Annotated in this window: 21 protein-coding genes; 18 read left to right on the top strand and 3 right to left on the bottom strand. The window is 60.7% G+C overall.

Features of this window, described 5'->3' with window-relative positions; all coding sequences use genetic code 11:
- Window positions 1-44 precede the first annotated feature (44 nt).
- From K0M74_RS02930 to K0M74_RS02870, 13 genes are all read left to right on the top strand, one after another.
- Window positions 45-257 carry a helix-turn-helix domain-containing protein gene (locus tag K0M74_RS02930; RefSeq protein ID WP_293967751.1) on the top strand — a complete coding sequence of 71 codons (213 nt, stop codon included), beginning with the start codon at window positions 45-47 and terminating at the stop codon, window positions 255-257.
- A gap of 77 nt (window positions 258-334) precedes the next feature.
- Window positions 335-610, top strand: coding sequence for a hypothetical protein (locus tag K0M74_RS02925; RefSeq protein WP_293967748.1), 276 nt, complete (start codon window positions 335-337; stop codon window positions 608-610).
- Window positions 607-975: a hypothetical protein gene (locus K0M74_RS02920; RefSeq protein WP_293967745.1), complete on the top strand. Its 369-nt coding sequence runs from the start codon at window positions 607-609 to the stop codon at window positions 973-975. The genes K0M74_RS02925 and K0M74_RS02920 overlap by 4 nt, the downstream gene beginning before the upstream one ends.
- Window positions 972-1,163 carry a hypothetical protein gene (locus K0M74_RS02915; protein WP_293967742.1) on the top strand — a complete coding sequence of 64 codons (192 nt, stop codon included), beginning with the start codon at window positions 972-974 and terminating at the stop codon, window positions 1,161-1,163. The genes K0M74_RS02920 and K0M74_RS02915 overlap by 4 nt, the downstream gene beginning before the upstream one ends.
- Window positions 1,163-1,999: a hypothetical protein gene (locus tag K0M74_RS02910; RefSeq protein ID WP_293967739.1), complete on the top strand. Its 837-nt coding sequence runs from the start codon at window positions 1,163-1,165 to the stop codon at window positions 1,997-1,999. The genes K0M74_RS02915 and K0M74_RS02910 overlap by 1 nt, the downstream gene beginning before the upstream one ends.
- Window positions 1,983-2,192: a hypothetical protein gene (locus tag K0M74_RS02905; RefSeq protein WP_293967735.1), complete on the top strand. Its 210-nt coding sequence runs from the start codon at window positions 1,983-1,985 to the stop codon at window positions 2,190-2,192. The genes K0M74_RS02910 and K0M74_RS02905 overlap by 17 nt, the downstream gene beginning before the upstream one ends.
- Entirely contained in the window at window positions 2,189-2,590 is a 402-nt protein-coding gene (locus tag K0M74_RS02900; RefSeq protein WP_293967733.1) for a hypothetical protein, read from the top strand. Before K0M74_RS02905 ends, K0M74_RS02900 begins: the two co-directional genes overlap by 4 nt.
- Before the next feature lie 46 nt (window positions 2,591-2,636).
- Window positions 2,637-3,239: a hypothetical protein gene (locus K0M74_RS02895; RefSeq protein WP_293967730.1), complete on the top strand. Its 603-nt coding sequence runs from the start codon at window positions 2,637-2,639 to the stop codon at window positions 3,237-3,239.
- Window positions 3,240-3,351: 112 nt separating this feature from the next.
- Window positions 3,352-3,546, top strand: coding sequence for a helix-turn-helix domain-containing protein (locus tag K0M74_RS02890; RefSeq protein ID WP_293967727.1), 195 nt, complete (start codon window positions 3,352-3,354; stop codon window positions 3,544-3,546).
- Window positions 3,546-3,800 carry a hypothetical protein gene (locus tag K0M74_RS02885; RefSeq protein ID WP_293967725.1) on the top strand — a complete coding sequence of 85 codons (255 nt, stop codon included), beginning with the start codon at window positions 3,546-3,548 and terminating at the stop codon, window positions 3,798-3,800. The genes K0M74_RS02890 and K0M74_RS02885 overlap by 1 nt, the downstream gene beginning before the upstream one ends.
- Before the next feature lie 237 nt (window positions 3,801-4,037).
- Entirely contained in the window at window positions 4,038-4,688 is a 651-nt protein-coding gene (locus tag K0M74_RS02880; RefSeq protein WP_293967722.1) for a hypothetical protein, read from the top strand.
- A gap of 39 nt (window positions 4,689-4,727) precedes the next feature.
- The gene (locus tag K0M74_RS02875; RefSeq protein WP_293967720.1) at window positions 4,728-5,459 is read left to right on the top strand and encodes a hypothetical protein; all 732 of its coding nucleotides are present in this window, start codon (window positions 4,728-4,730) and stop codon (window positions 5,457-5,459) included.
- Window positions 5,456-6,184 carry a hypothetical protein gene (locus K0M74_RS02870; RefSeq protein WP_293967717.1) on the top strand — a complete coding sequence of 243 codons (729 nt, stop codon included), beginning with the start codon at window positions 5,456-5,458 and terminating at the stop codon, window positions 6,182-6,184. The genes K0M74_RS02875 and K0M74_RS02870 overlap by 4 nt, the downstream gene beginning before the upstream one ends.
- Window positions 6,185-6,434: 250 nt before the next feature.
- Here K0M74_RS02870 and K0M74_RS02865 read toward each other — a convergent pair whose 3' ends face one another.
- Window positions 6,435-7,367 (bottom strand): hypothetical protein, encoded by a 933-nt coding sequence (locus tag K0M74_RS02865; RefSeq protein ID WP_293967714.1) that lies wholly within the window; start codon window positions 7,365-7,367, stop codon window positions 6,435-6,437.
- Between the two features lie 311 nt (window positions 7,368-7,678).
- Here K0M74_RS02865 and K0M74_RS02860 point away from each other — a divergent pair, with 311 nt between their 5' ends.
- The 4 genes from K0M74_RS02860 to K0M74_RS02845 all read left to right on the top strand — a co-directional run bounded on the left by K0M74_RS02860 (window position 7,679) and on the right by K0M74_RS02845 (window position 11,112).
- A complete protein-coding gene (locus tag K0M74_RS02860) occupies window positions 7,679-8,236 on the top strand; it encodes an HNH endonuclease (RefSeq protein ID WP_293967711.1) in 558 nt (185 codons plus the stop codon).
- Between the two features lie 512 nt (window positions 8,237-8,748).
- Complete coding sequence (locus tag K0M74_RS02855; protein WP_293967708.1) at window positions 8,749-9,399, top strand: hypothetical protein; 651 nt, start codon at window positions 8,749-8,751, stop codon at window positions 9,397-9,399.
- 2 nt (window positions 9,400-9,401) lie between these two features.
- Complete coding sequence (locus K0M74_RS02850; protein WP_293967705.1) at window positions 9,402-10,475, top strand: XRE family transcriptional regulator; 1,074 nt, start codon at window positions 9,402-9,404, stop codon at window positions 10,473-10,475.
- Between the two features lie 88 nt (window positions 10,476-10,563).
- Window positions 10,564-11,112 carry a hypothetical protein gene (locus K0M74_RS02845; RefSeq protein ID WP_293967703.1) on the top strand — a complete coding sequence of 183 codons (549 nt, stop codon included), beginning with the start codon at window positions 10,564-10,566 and terminating at the stop codon, window positions 11,110-11,112.
- A 16-nt stretch (window positions 11,113-11,128) separates the two neighbouring features.
- Here K0M74_RS02845 and asnB read toward each other — a convergent pair whose 3' ends face one another.
- Window positions 11,129-13,072, bottom strand: a complete 1,944-nt coding sequence (gene asnB / locus K0M74_RS02840) for an asparagine synthase (glutamine-hydrolyzing) (protein WP_293967701.1) — start codon at window positions 13,070-13,072, stop codon at window positions 11,129-11,131.
- A 1,309-nt stretch (window positions 13,073-14,381) separates the two neighbouring features.
- Here asnB and K0M74_RS02835 point away from each other — a divergent pair.
- Complete coding sequence (locus K0M74_RS02835; protein ID WP_293967699.1) at window positions 14,382-14,564, top strand: hypothetical protein; 183 nt, start codon at window positions 14,382-14,384, stop codon at window positions 14,562-14,564.
- Between the two features lie 53 nt (window positions 14,565-14,617).
- Here K0M74_RS02835 and K0M74_RS02830 read toward each other — a convergent pair whose 3' ends face one another.
- Window positions 14,618-15,181, bottom strand: coding sequence for a DUF6441 family protein (locus tag K0M74_RS02830; RefSeq protein WP_293967698.1), 564 nt, complete (start codon window positions 15,179-15,181; stop codon window positions 14,618-14,620).
- Between the last annotated feature and the right edge of the window lie 70 nt (window positions 15,182-15,251).

Below are 15,251 nucleotides of genomic sequence, written 5' to 3'. Positions count from 1 at the left end.
AGTCCATTAAGACGAGGACGACAATTCGTCTTAAGGAGAAAGCCATGAATGATGGAGTTTTGAATCGCCCTGCGGAGCCGCCGGCGCTGAGTGACGATCTGATCGAAGGGGCGACGCGAGCGGCAAGCTACATCGGCACTAAGCCCCGCACGGTTTATCATCTCGTTGAAATCGGCGAGCTGCCTGCGATGAAGAAGGGAAAGAAGCTCTTCTTTCGCAAATCTGAGCTCGACGCTGCCTTCCGCAGCGCTGCCTAAAACGAAGAGGCCGCCGACCAGGCTGGTACCCAGATCGACGGCCAGATCGAAACCCCTGCTCAAGAGGGAAATTTCCGATGCACCACGATACCACATCCGCCGCGGCGAGCAAATCGCCAATGGACGCCTTCGAGCAGACACTGTGCGCGAACGAGCGCCAAAGCATTCTGCTCGAAACGATCGACGAAAAGTTCATTTACGCCCTCGACAGCATGCCAGAAGGGAGAGGTCGCGATGTCGAACTTCGCTGCTGCTGGATGCTGCTCTGGACGGCGCGCGAGAACCACGACCGATTGCACAAAGAACTCGGCGCAGCGCACGAAGGCCTGTTGGCCGATCGGCGGGCGGCATGACGAGCCCCTCCCTCGCCCCGATCGCCGCTGGTGTCATCGACGCAGATTTGCTCCGCGCGCTGGCGGCGACCAACCGCCCGGCCCTTGAGCGCATGATCGCCATCGGCATCGACATCCTTGACCAGATCGACCCCGATCCTGACCTTGAGGAGGACGACCCCACTGGCCAATGCGACGAAGACGAGCTCAACACCGGATCACCGCGCAATGTGCTTCATACGCGCAGTTTGGACGGCGCCGGTTGCGTTCTAAGCGATGACGACATGGACGTGGTGTACAAACCGCTCTGGGGCTCGCGAGAAGGCCGAGCATTCGCCAACGCCCGACGCGCACGTCTTGGCCTCTCGCCGGTCGGCCGCCGATGACCGCGCCGCATATCGCTATCGAGCGCGACGGCCCGCTGTTTCGGCTTGCCATCTTGCCGCCCGACGCCCTGCCCGACGGGTGGTCACGGCCTGAGACGTTCAGCAGCCACCCGCTCGCCCGAATGAGCGCCAAGATCCTCGCCGAGGCGACGGGGATGGCGATCGTCGACCATGCGCGGGCTGGCTAGTGGCCAAAAAAGGGAAATACGGGGATAGGTCGACATTCCACAAGACCGACCACGGCGGCGATTACTTCGCCCTCAGCCGCGCGATTTTGCGTAGCCCCGCTTTTCTGAGCCTATCTCACAGGGCTCGCTCAGCGCTGCTCGTGCTGGGCGAGAGGTTCAACAACTTCAACAACGGAAGCATCGGGCTCTCGATCGAGAACCTCGGTCGCGCGCTCGGCAATCAGAACCACCGGGCGAACTCAGCAGCGCTCCTTGAGCTTATGGATCGCGGATTCGTCGAGTGCGTTTCCGGCGCCAATCATCTGAAGCACAAGGCGCGCGAATATCGCCTGACCTTTGTCGCCACCGGCGACGCGGCAGGCCAACAGGCGACCAATGAATGGCGCAACTGGACGCCCAGAAATGGAAATATCGGCCCTGAGGCTACCGCAGTGGAAACATGGAAACATGCTGAGCCTACCGCAACGCCAAGGAAACTTTCCACTGAGGCTACCGCAACGCCAAAGACGGAAACCTGCGGCTTTGGGGGTCGTTTCCGTCCTGAGGCTACCGCAACCCATATATTACCAGGGTATGCAGTTGTTTCCCAGTCAACTCCCGATGGAAACTCGTTCGCTCAGGGCTCCGAACTGCGGTCGGCCCTAAATCGGCTGATCGCTGATCGCAAAACGACGGCAGCCGAAATTGCGAACGCCATCCGCATGCCCGTCGGCACGATGAGCAAGTTCCGCGCCGGCCGAAATCTCCCCGAAAACTATCGCGGGCCGCTCCATTGGGAACTCGGCCGCCGCGACGCCTTCGCATCCATGGAGGATCACGATGCAAACGCAGCATGACACGACCGACAATTTCGACCCCGCCCGATGGCTCGCGGCATGGTCCGCTGCCGGCGGCGGATGGGCGGGCCGCACGCTGATACTTCCCCCACCCGCTCGCCCTCGCCTGCGCGCCATGATCGGCACGCTGGGCGCCGACGAGATCCGCGCCGTGGCCGAGCATCTGGGCGTCGGCAGCGAGGTGGAAGCATGACCGTCACCGACATTGGCGATGCACGGGCTCGCCGACAGCGTGCCAGCGAAGCCGCCGTTTGGGTGTTGGCGAACGTCCCCTTCACCCTACATTGGCCCGATTTTCCCGGCTTTCACGATCGATGGCCCGGTATGGAAGGGGCAGACCTGATGCTCGTGCACGGCGAAATAGCCCGTTTCGCCGCAGCGATGAACGAGGGCGCCCAAGACCTCGAAGCCTTGGCAGAGAAACTGCCCGGCCGATATGAGGCATGGTCACGCGCTTCGAACTGGCTGGTGCGCCATTTCGACGCAGACCCGAGTGACGCGCGGTTCCAACAACTATTCGGCGATCTGTCGCGGTATGAGGCGACGCTGGCGTGGATCGACGTCGTGTTGCGAAGGAACGGATCGCGATGACCGCCGCCGAGCGTATGCGCCGTCTGGTCCGCGCGAGCTGTCGGCCGTGAGCGAAGGCGAACCGGAATCTGCGCTTACGCTGCGCCTATCCGAGGCGATCGCCCGTCTCCGCGCCGCGGGTGTCGGCGAGGTCGACGTATTGCGACTGATCGCTAATGCGGGATTGGCCCGGCAGCTGATTGCGACAGGCTACCCGGCGACGTGCAACGGTGGCCGACATATCGCGGGTATCGATCGGCTGCGGGTTGATCGACTTATGTGGCGCGTACTCTCGTCGACCAAGCCCGCGGCTGCAGCTTACCAGCGCTGGGCGTATGGCGACGAACTCGGCTGGACGCTTGGCGACGGTGACAAGTACCAGCATCGCATCTTCGACGGGGTCACGGTCGACCTCACCCTTTTCCAGCTCTGGCTGCGCGACGTCGTCGACCATTATCGGCCCGGCAAAGTGCCGCGGGAGGAAATCGACAAATGGATACGGGCTTACCCCGGCAGCAATAGCAAATCGGCATGGGCCGATTTCCAGCGGCATTTCGGACCGGGCGCATGCAAGCGTGACGTGGATTTCCGTCCGGTGTGGCTCGATGTGCACGGAAACCCCCAACGCGGCCAACCTCGAAAGAAATCCCCAGCGCTATCGCCGCCATAGGTCGAGCAGCCGCTAACCCGCAGAAAAGCGCAATCCCGCGATAGTTCTTTGTGGGGATTTCTTGTCCGCACATCTTCTGCCTCACAGCGCAACCTGCGCACGGAGGCACATCATGCACACCGCCATCGCCAAAAAGGCTTTCTCGATCAAAGAGGCCTCGCAGGCTTCGACCTTGAGCCCGAGCACGATCCGGAACCGCATTGCAGACGGCAGCCTTCGCGCTGGCCGCATCGGGCGCCGGGTCATCATTCGTGCTGAAGCTCTCGACGAGTTCATCACGAACGCCGCCGACGCGCGGGTCGCGTGATGCTGGCCACCCTCAGCCCGGACAGCATCCAACGCTCGATCGATATCGCCGATTGGGTCGAGGCGAACCACGAGCATCGGCCATTTTGGTGTCATCCCGAATATCTGCTCCGCTTCGCCGGCTCGACCGACGCCGAACTCAGGGCGGCCGCCCGACTGTTCGAGGCACGCAATGCTGACCGGGAACGTGAAATCGCCGCGCTCGAGCTGCTTCGCGCTGGGCTGCGGGTTATCCGCCTGGGGGCCGCGACGTGATTGGCGGCCCTGACCTCCCCAACGCGATTGCCAGCTGGATTGAAGCCGACAAGCACGACCGCCCATTTTTCCGCGACCCCGACTTTGTCAGCGCCTTCGGTCGACCAGGGCCCGCACACCTTCGCGCTGCGGTCGACGAACTTCGCCGACGCGCTGAAGCCAAGGCCCGGGCGGCGGGAATGCCGATCGCCTGGAGCGCGCGGCTTGACGTAACCACCCCAGAAAGGACCTGACGACATGAACACCGACCCAGCCGCCACGATCGCGAAGCTTTTCGACGATCTCAGTTTGACGAAGGAAAACTCGCAGGTCGAGAGCCTGCAAGGCGAGATCAGCCGAATCGACGCTGCACTCGCCATCGCCGACGACCAAATCCGGGGGGTCGAGCGCAGCCTTCAAGATGCTGGCGCTCTTGCCGGGCGACACATGGCCGACGCGCTGCTCGCGCATCGCACACCGTCCGACCTGGGACCCTCGGAAACTGAGCTTCGCGAACGCCAAACAGATCTGCAAGCTGGCGTCGACGAGCTCAACGGACGGCGAGTCGAGTTAGTCAAGTCGATCGAGGCGCTGCAATCGTCAGCGATACGATCTGCCCAAGCGAAAGCCGAAATCGCCGCATCGGCTATCTACTCCCGCGTGCAAGCCGCCGCTGAGGTGATCGTCGGAGCCTACGCCAGCCTGTCGGTGCTCTCGGAGGAGACGGGCGTCGGAAAGGCTGAGCTTCGCAAGGCGCGAACTGCGACAAAAGCGCTGATCGGCCATGATCACGTTCTGCCGCACCGCGTCGCCGTCGACGTGCCCCCCGAAATCGCCGGTGCACTCCGTGTCCTCGAGCGCAAAGGCGCCGCGCTCCCGATCAGTTTCCGCAAGTCGGTCAGATTCTGAACGATTGGCGACAGCAATTATCATTGAAAGGAAATCCGTATGACGACCACCGCGCCCCGGTTCGCTGGGCTCCAGAACGCTCTATCGAAAATCTCAATCCGCACGGCAGACGATCGCGATCGTCTCCGCGCCGCCGCGGAAGGAAAGAGTTACGAGGGTCGGCTCGCGACTACGCAGCGCAGGACCTCGGCGCAGCCCTCACCGCCCGCGGGAAAATCTGCCGCGGCTGCTTCGCAAAAACCTTCCGCCGCGAGCGCACCGCAACCGCCGGCTCGAAAGCTGGAGCGTGCTGAAGTTGTTGCACTGGCATTTAGGAACGACCCCAAAATCAAAGGAATGCAGGATATCGCGCTACACATGCTCGATGACCCCGATTTGAAGGGAATGAGCGGCGATAGCATCGTCAAACAGCTGGGGAAAATCGACGCCAGCTCGTACCGCGCGATCATGACGAAAGAGCAGGATCTGGCACGAGCGGCTCGCGCCGATGCCACTTGGTCCAAGGCGTGGGGTGCGATCGCCCAGCAGCGCGGCGTGACTGATAACGCCGCCAAAATCCTTCACAATCAGGCTCGCTTCGGACGGTCAACCGCGGGCGTGAGAGAAGTTCGTGCATCCCAAGGCGATGCCTTCCGAACCGAGAAGGCGAACCAGATCTTGGCCAATCAGCGCGCTTTTGGCTGCGGCAAGTCTCCTGCGAGCGCGAAGACCGATTCGGTTTGGGACCGAGCCTATGCGGTCGTAGCGAGCACGAAGGAGACACATCAATGAACGTGGAAACCATAACCGCCGTCTCTGACGCCCTCGCCAATCTCGATCTCGAACCAGAAGGTCTGCGTCACGCAAAGTTCAAACAGGACCTGGTCGACATCGGGGAGGCTCGAAAGACCGCAACAGCGCGTCACAATGAGATCGCCAAGGAACTGCGCGAAGATGTCGGCCCGCAGGGTGACCACGTAGCATCCGCGCTGCTTCGAGGAGAGGATCCCAGCGACGCTGCTCGGGGGTCATCAAATCGGAAGGACCTCGAAGACCAGGCGGCCGCCCTTTCCGCTGGTCTCAAAGCCCTGAACATTAGAGAGCGCGACACTTACAACGCCATCCGCAACGCTGAGTCCGATGAGCGGTCAAAGATCACCCCTGCCTTTCAACCGCTTCTCGATCTCGGGAAGCGTGAGGTTGCCGCGGCGCTCAACGTCATCGCGCAGCATTACGCTGTAGCGGAGGCCATCCATGGCGCGACCCGCTACGGCGCCGAGAAACAAGTGAACGCCCTTGGGGACATTCTTGCTACGGCGATTGGCGAACATAATCTCGTGCCGTTCGAGAATGTCGACGTACCCCCCGAGGTAGTTGGGCTACTGGAAATGCTGAAGGACCGCTGCACCGCGCACAAAGTCTATGTGCTCACCGCCGTCCCCAATTGCCCTGAGGCGAAATTCCCGGTCCAGATGGCGATCGCCGTCGATACCGCGCGCCGGGCGGCGGCGGCTTAGCTGTTCGCAATGCAATTCGGGTCCGAGCGGGTGTCCTTTTCCCGCTCGGTTTCGGGGTGATCGGGCCGTTTGGGCTTCCGGCCCGGTCCGGCGGTCGGCTTTTCCTTGGTCGTTCTGGCCGACCGCCGATTCACCTGATTACGAACTTCCGCGTGCCACCTAAATCACGGGCGGCAATTCGGCGCGGATCAACTGGCCGGCTCCCGCAATTGCGCGGGGCCGGCTTTCTTTTTCCATCCAATCGTTCTGGCTAGGTCGCGTCATTTCCGCTCGCCGTCTTTGTGAAGCGCGATTCGGCGTAGTCTGCGCCATTGGTGTGAAAGCGAAAACAAGTCATGCGCTCGCCACCACCGGCAAGCTCATATCGAAGGCGGCCGTCGATAACGATGCTCGCGCGCCCCGTAGTGAGAGACTCGTGCCATTTCGTCAAATCTCCGATTACCTCTGTATGCGGCGCACTAATCTCGCCGGGCGGCAAATCTGACAATAGCCTCGGTATTCCCCAAATCGCTGGGTCAATCTCGTCCACATCGCCCTCTACGTACAATGTTCGGATATTGAGCCCGATCTTTTTCGCAGGAGACTGTCCATAGCATTTAAAGGTCAAAGAAATTTCAGCAGTGTCTGCGATAAGATCATAACTCAGCAAGTGACCGAAGACCGCATTGAGTTCATGCACATAAAGGTACGGGCGAAGCTGAGCGATCTGGGATTCTCGAGCGATTCGATTCCCTTCCATCGCTTGTTTTGTACCGACAATGGCGGCTTCAGCCGCCTTGGCCGCATGGTCGGTAGCGGTCTCAGCGGTTTTCACGGCATCTTCTGCGGCTTTGGCGGCACGTTTCGCATAGACAGCTGCAGCTATTGCCGCCCCCATCGTTATCGCGCCTAGCAGCAAACCCAGCCCAGTCAGGGCCATCTGCCAGAATGACCAACGAGCAGCTTCTTCAGCAGCGTCGGCCGCCTTCCATTGCGCGCACAAATCGCTGGTCCGGTCTTCAGTGCCAGGAGCGCAAGGACGATCAGCATTCTGGGTTGACCCGAATTTGCGAACTGAAGCGTTCTTGGCAGACGATTTAGCGGCCTCGCTGATGACCGGGGCAGTAACTTCTGGAGCACTCACTGCGGGCGGTTTTGCCTGCGCTACAGCAGCAATGAGAAAACAAGCCGCGAGCGGGATCACTGCGTTTCGCTCCGCTCGATTACGTCCTGACATACCGCCCCCTTAGACCCTCATATCTGACACTAACTATGCGGAAAGCAGTCGAATGTCAGGGCAAACTGAAACGACAAACTGTTGCGAGCTCCGAAAATCGGGGCTGAAGCGAATTTCGCGGTTCCACAGCGCATATGAGATCGAAAACCCGCAGGTAGGACCCGTAAAAAAATCCGCAGTTTTCCGCCGTTTTTCGTTGATGTTCGGCGCCTGATCGCCCATTCTGCGTTCATCGACATGGGCGCATGTTCGCCCGCCCGCTCACGAGGTGGCCACGGATGACCCGCAATGACATTCCCACCCCAGAAGCCCTCCACGTCCTCTTGGCATATGACCCGGCCACCGGTGCCCTGACCTGGCGCCCCAGGGACGCCGAGACGCTGGCAACACATGGCCTGTCCGTCCCTGCTGACCTTGACCAGTGGAATGCGCGCTATGCGGGCACCGACGCCGCCCACACTGACGATGGCCAAGGTTATCGCACCGTGAGCATCGCGAGCCGCTCATACAAGGCTCAGCGCATCGCTTGGGCGATCCATCACGGCGCATGGGCCGCGGGGCAAGTGCGCTTCGTCGGTACCGATCGCCGCGACCTGCGCATCAGCAACCTGCGCGTCCCTTCACCTCCCCGACCACGGGGCGGCATGCGTGTCGACAATCGCAGTGGACAGACCGGCGTGCACTGGCGCCGAGCCAAGAGCCGCTGGCGTGCGCGCATCAGCGTCGATGGAGAGCGGGTGGAGCTCGGCGAGTTCGCCCGCTTCCGTGACGCAGTGCTTGCGAGGCGCGAAGCTGAGGCGCGGTATGTGCGCGCAGGGGCACGAGAACTGCAATGAAACTCGTCGGCTTCACAGATCGAGAGGGTAGCCCGGTATACGTCAACGTCGAGCTCATCCAGTGATCGACGGCGATACAGACGACGATGGGCCGCTGACCGATCTGGCGTTTTAATGAGAGCCACACGGTTAGCGTTCGAGGTACGCTCGACGATACGGTTGCATTGATCGCCGCCGCACTGCAGGAGTCATAACGATGGCTATCTACAAACGCTGCCCGTCGAGCAGTTGCCGTGCAGCGCAACCAGCACAACGGGAGCTGACCGAGCTCGAAAAGGCCGAGTTCAATCATGCCGATTGGACAAAGTACGCAGAGATCTGCATGTATTGCCAATGCGTGCATACTCGCGACGATCGCGGGCAGCCCGTTGTTCGTCGCCCCTAAACAGATGAATGCCCTCTCTTGGGCCGGCGTGAAGCATAGGCGAAAATCCACCCGCCAACGCATACCGCTTGCGCGCTTTAATTTTCTCTGCCACAAATGCGGCAGGGAAAATTAAAGGAGCGGTCCATTGCACGCAGTTCGCATCTATCGTCAGCCGGCAGAAGTCTCCGAGCGCCTCGCCCCGTTCGGTATCACCCCGGCCGAGGTGCAGCCGCTTATTGAAGCGGTGGTTGCGGCCCGGAACGATGTTGTTTCGGCTGACGCGCGCACCGCCGGCGGTCTGAAGGCTTATCTGGCTGGTGTTCGTCATCTTCGCTTCCTTTTCCTGCCGAAAGGCTGGACCAGCGATTGCACTGACGGCGTAGAATCGGTTGTTCACGACGCCACGGGAATGCGGATCGTGTATCAGTCCGTCGACCAGGCGTGCATTGGAGTTCGCGGCCCGCAAGCCATAAGCGGCAAAGGACCCGCTGCAGAAACCGCAATTAAATTGAGCCAAGGCGTTCTATTCAGCGAAGAAGAGCTGCCTGAGGTCGCTCCCGAGAAGATTGCCGATTTGAACTCAACCCTATGGTTCCTCTGCGTGTCGGTAAACGAAGAGGACGAAGACGACGTGCGCGCCGAACTTTCGTTGCCGGCAGCGATCAGAGGCGGGAATTTCAAGGGGTTCCTCGAACGGATATTCATCGTCCGGGACGGCGACTGGAAAGCCCGTGGCCCGGCTGTGAGCCTGCCCGACGACGATGGTGCATATGAGTTTTCGATCGCACGGAAGTGACAATGCAATTCAATCCGGCACGACTGGATTTGGCCATGGATCGGCGCCGATTGACGGCGCGCGCTTTGGCCGAGCTGGCCGACATCACCGTTGTCAGCCTCTCGCAAATTAAGACCGGCAAGCAGGTTCCGCAGGAAGCTACCGTCCTCCGAATTGCCGAGGCGTTGGAATACCCGGTCGCGTTCTTTTACGGGAATGATCTAGACGTCCTCCCTGCGGACGCTGTCAGCTTCCGCAGCCTCTCGTCTGTGACGAAGCGGGAAAGTAACGCCGCCATCGCGGCGGGTGGAATTGCCTATCTGGTGTCTGACTGGTTGCATTCAAAATATGAATTGCCTTCACCCAATCTGGTCGACGCTGGTCCGGAGCGCGATCCCGCCACCGCTGCGCGTGCGCTGCGCCAGGCGTGGGGTCTGGGCGAAAAGCCTATTTCCAACTTGATCAAGCTTCTTGAGGCGAAAGGCATTCGTGTCTTTTCGCTGGCCGAGAACACGAAGAACGTCGACGCCTTTTCGTGCTGGCGCAACGATGAGCCCTTCATATTCCTCAACACGTTCAAGACGACTGAGCGCAGCCGGTTCGACGCAGCGCATGAGCTCGGACACCTGGTGCTTCATAAGCATGGCGGATCCAATCAAGGGCCGCAGGCGGAATCCGAAGCGAACGCCTTTGCCAGCTCATTCCTTATGCCGCGGGCCGACGTAATCTCGGAGGTACCCCGCGTGAATTCGCTGCGCCAGATCCTCCACGGAAAGAAGCGGTGGGGCGTCTCTGCTGCTGCCCTGACCTATCGACTCCACAAGATTGGCCTCATCACGGATTGGCAGTATCGGTCGTTCAACATCCAGCTGCGGACAGACTACGGCAACAATGAGCCCGACAGCATGGAGCGCGAAACGTCGACCCTCTGGAAGATGGTGCTGAACGATCTGTGGGAGCAGAGGCTTACTCGAGCGAACATCGCGGATGAGTTGAATATTCCGCACGGCGAACTTGAAAACCTTCTGTTTGGCCTAACCAATGCGGCAACATATCAGCCCGACAAGAGCTCACCGCCCACGCTTTCCGTGGTGTAGATTTCTGCGATTCGTCGGATGCCTAGCTGAAGCTCAAGCGGCTGAGCGTCGATTGAACTATTGAGAACTGCTAATCAACCTCGCGACATTGAGCATCTCTGTTTCACAATCGCAATCGACGGATTTCTGCGCGTCTCACCCTCTTCGAGGCTATGGGCCGGGCCGCGAGACTGTAAACGGTTGCCGGAAGTTCGCGATACCCAACCGGCTGCGGATGAATTACCGTCTTGCTATGCGCGCAACGGCACTCGCCATACTTATCCTGCTTGCCAGCTGCGGCGCAGAGCCCAAGGTCGACCAGCCTATCGCCACGGATGTCGCTGCCGCCGTCACGCCGCTTATTGCCCTGTCGAGCCCGGTCCCTGCCCGCGCTGAGCTTGTAGCGACCGAGGCCGCCCCCGAGCCGTCTGTTGGCACTGAAGCCGCCGGCGACGAGCAAGAGGCAATTAGCGAGTGCTGGGCCGACTATTGCCCCTGCGACACGTCCGACCCGGATTATGGCTTAGCCGACGTTCCGATCTGCCGAAACCTCAGGATGGGCGTGGCGGTCGAGGATGAGATGTTTGCGGCTGGCGCAATGTCTCGTGATGCCCGGCGCGCCATCCGTGAGCGCAAAGAACAGTATGGGGAATTCTGAAGACCCGCACTGACGGCTAGGAGGTCCGATACACGTCGGTCGCGCTTCCTGCAGAAGTCGATCCAAGTAGGCTCTGTTCCCACCAGCAGCCGAACATCGCAATAGCATAAAGAATGCGACCGTGGTTCGCGGCGCCGACACGATGCTCCTCGAACAAGGCATCCACGCCCCTAGAATCGAGAAAGCCGCTACTCGACGCGCCGCTGTCGTACCAGGCCTCACGGGCGAACTGGCTAAAGTCGCCTCGAAACCACTCAGCGAAGGGAAGCTGGAAGCCAAGCTTTCGGGTGCTCAGACCTCCATTCTCCAGCCACGGCGCGACCGCCTTCTTAAGCACATATTTGCCGGTTTTCCCGCGAAGTTTCATGTCGTTGGGGATCGACATCGCCCAGTCGACGAGGCCGTGAGAGAGGAAAGGCACCCGCGCTTCCAGCGAATGAGCCATGCTGGTCTGGTCCAGTCTGTTGAGAAGGGACGATGGCATGTGCACGACGAGATCGGCCAGCATGAATTGTTGCAACGGATCGAGCCGATCGATGCCGAAATCGGAAAGATGTTCTTGTTCCAGCGCGGCAACAGACCTGGCGGATTCCTGACGCGCAAAGAAGTCACGGTCATACAGGCGCTCACGGACCCAGGGCGAAGAGATTTGGGTGCCTGCAAAGAAGCGCTGCGCGCTGTTCTCGAGTGCGGCGGATTGCCGGAACCGCCGAATGTTAGCACGCAAATAGTTCCATCGCTGCGACGCCGTCGCTGGAAGGTGGTCGAGCACGCCGACGATGGGCCCGAGCGCATTTAGGTAGGGCGCCCATTTGGCAGCTGCCATGGCGGTCCGCTGGCGCTTGTAGCCGCCGAAGATCTCGTCTGAGCCTTCGCCACACAATACTACCTTTACATGCTGCGCGGCTAGTCGCGAGAGGTGCCAGTGGGGGACCGCTGAAGTCGCTGCGCAGGGCTCGTCGAATGCGGCTTGAACGGCCGGGAGCAAGGTTCCCGCCGCCTCCGGCTCCAGCGGCAGCACGATATGTTCGCAGCCAAGGTGACGTGCAATTCGGCTTGCTGCATCAGTCTCGTCGATGCTGGTGCCGGGGAATCCGACCGTGAACGCCTTCACCGGCTGCGGCGAAATCTCGGCCATGATCGCGGTGACAGCCGCAGAATCCACTCCGCCGGAGAGGAACGATCCGACCGGGACATCGGCCAGCATCTGCCGCTTGACACTTGCCCGCAGCCGGGTCCGCATTTCCTCGATGCACTCCTGCTCGGAGACATCAGAACGCACTTGGAAGCGGGGTTTCCAAAAGGCCTCCAGATGAGTCTCAGTATCGCGCCCCGTCCGCAGCCAATGACCCGGCTGGAGGCTTTGCACTTGCTGAAAAATTGTTCGCGGCCGTAGCACGTGGCCGTAGCTGAAAAAGTCGTGGACGGCACGTTCATCCACGTCAAAGCGGTGCCCAGGAAGGGGGCGCAGCGCCCGAATCTCGGAGGCGAAGGCGATGCCCCCATGCTGCTCGGTCAGATACAACGGCTTGATCCCGAGGGGATCGCGAGCGAGCGTGAGGCTTCGGTTAAGCCGATCCCAGATCGCGACGGCATACATGCCGTCCAGTCGCAGCCACGCGTCGTCCTGCCAGTGAGCAAAGGCGGCCAGCAACGTCTCGGTGTCGCTGCGAGTCGCAAACCGTACGCCTGCCGCCTCCAACTCTGAGCGCAATTCCAGATGATTATAAATCTCGCCGTTGAAGACAATCGAGTAGCGTCCATCGGGCGTCGAGATCGGCTGATGTCCACCGGCGATATCAATGATGCTGAGCCGGCGCATTCCAAAGCCGAAATTGCCATCGACCAAGGCGCCGTGATCATTGGGGCCCCGATGAACAATCGTGTCGCATTGACGCGTCACAATTTCTAGCGGAACCGCCTCGCCACCGCGCCTATACCATCCCGCGATACCGCACATGGCAGGCTCAATCCTTTGCTACTTCCGCTCGCTGTCCTTGAGCGGCTCACGCCATAATAGCCGAACCTGCTAAAGTCGAGCGGCGTGCGCAAGGGACAAAACTCCTGAAATTTGTGCACGATCCGCACCACCCCCAATCTCTCAATTTTTTGCTGGGTTGCGGTCCGGATGTCGACTGAAGGCCTTTCACTCACCTTGTCGCAAAAGCTGTTTAATTCGGAAATGTCCGGTTGAGCGCTGACCTGGTAAAAGGCAACGAGGGCTTCGATCGACTGGCACGCCCGCTAATGGCGTTGTGCGATCAGGATCCTGTGCAGCGCAAATGATCAGAATTAGCCCGTGCCGCTGATCAGGCGAGACCAGCTGGAAAGGTGCCCCAGATACGTTCAACCCGTGGCGGACGGACGCAACGGGGTGAAATACTTACAGTCGCTTGGGCGAAATCATTGACTACGATTGCGTCTCCAGAATAGCCCGCCAGCTATTACCAGCGCTCCCCCCAGCACTCCCCCGGCGACCAAGGGAGATATGCCGCTGACCTTCTTGGGAGCCGGTTTCTCGATCGCAAGGGTGTAGGTCATCGCCGTGTGCTTGTCCTTATTAACAAAGGCCTGCGTGATTTCGTAGGTTCCGTCCGCCAACTTCCTAGCTTTGCCGAAGCCCTTCATTTCGTTCTGAGCATACACCGTGGTGTAGCATCGGCCGCCCATATCTTTGCGACACCAGCCCTCGCCGGTTACGTTTTGAATCTTACAATAGACGTTCGTTGTTTTCCCCGGTGGAGGTGCGGGCAGAGACCAATAGAGATAATCCTCGCCAAGGCGCGGGATCGTTCGAGAGGGCCCAAATTCTAAGCGGTCAGATGCCGGAGGGGGATAAGCGCAGATGTTAAATGCCCCGTCGTCGGGCGTCGGAGCGCCCGGTATCTTGCAACTTGAGGAACCCACACTGTCGATCTCCCCACTTGGGCAATCCCGCAAGCATGCTTGCCGGGCCTTCAAGGGACTTTCGCCACAGGCAACCGAGGAGCAGATCGGCTGATTGTTGGTGTCCCTGTATGAACACGTCGCCTGATAGTTCGCTTGGGCCTGAGCGCTCCACGCAAGTAAGATCACGGTGACTGCCGTTCGCATTGGCTCGCTCCCCTTCGTATGATCCCGAGCAACTCCGATTCGCGTAAGCACGAACTCTAGCACAATTTCTGCAACATGGGATTTCCGCCACTGCGGGCACCGCTGACCGCATTTCGACATGGCAGAACGCAACCCACCTTCCCGGCCGCACGTTTGTTGCTCGAAGGGGATGGGCAATGGCTGATACAGCGACGTTCGCGAGTTTATCCGAAGACGGCGCGATCGATCGCAGCGACCGAACTGCCATGCTCGCTTGGTCCAGAATCCGCGGCGTTTGTCAGGAGCAGATACTAATCGCCGTCGCCGTCGTTGGTCAGGCCTATGATCGTGTGCGAGACTATCTCAAGGCCGGGAAATAGCAGCCCAGCCATGATGCTGCGGCGGCCTCCATGGTTGCGCGCCAGGCTTCGGCCTATCGCCTCCCCAGCTGCTGATCGATCAGACCCGGCAACGACGCCTGCGCTTCCCGCATGATCACCGCCACGTCGACCCGAGCCGCGCGAGAGGTGCGCCGGATCCCCACGAAGGCGACGATCGTCTCTGCTGCGATCTGCCCCTTCCGCAAGCCGCCATTCTTGCGAAGCGACTTCGCCGACCGTGATTTGCCCGAAGCGCTGAGGCTCGCGCCCTTCACGACCAGCAACGCGCGGCCGCTGGGGGCCAACACGAACACGAGCGGACCGATCCTGTTCGCCAAGCCGAGCCGGGTATAGGTTTCCGGCGTGACGCTGCGCCTGCCGACCCGGGCGGGAATATCATCGGTCGGAATCCATAACCACCTGCCCTTGCGCGGCGCGATCTCGGCGCCCGCGGTATAGGCTTCGATCGCGCCCACCGTGCGCTCCGACCGGCTACGGACGTGCACCCACCCCGACGCTGACCAGCCCCCGCCCTGGCTGCGCACCGCGCCGCGCTTGCCCAAGTCGCCACCGTTCCCGATGGCGTTGCCGAGCCTGCCCAGCCCAGCGCTGCGCATGCCGCCCTGAACCTTTGCCTTTGCTCGCCCAGCCGCGATTTGGGTTGCATTTAGAGATGCCGTCTTCAGC

Origin of the sequence: Sphingopyxis sp. (assembly GCF_019459305.1) — a bacterium.
Classification (GTDB): domain Bacteria; phylum Pseudomonadota; class Alphaproteobacteria; order Sphingomonadales; family Sphingomonadaceae; genus Sphingopyxis.
The sequence above is the reverse complement of the archived record's forward strand: the minus strand, read 5'-3'. Positions and strand labels throughout refer to the sequence as shown.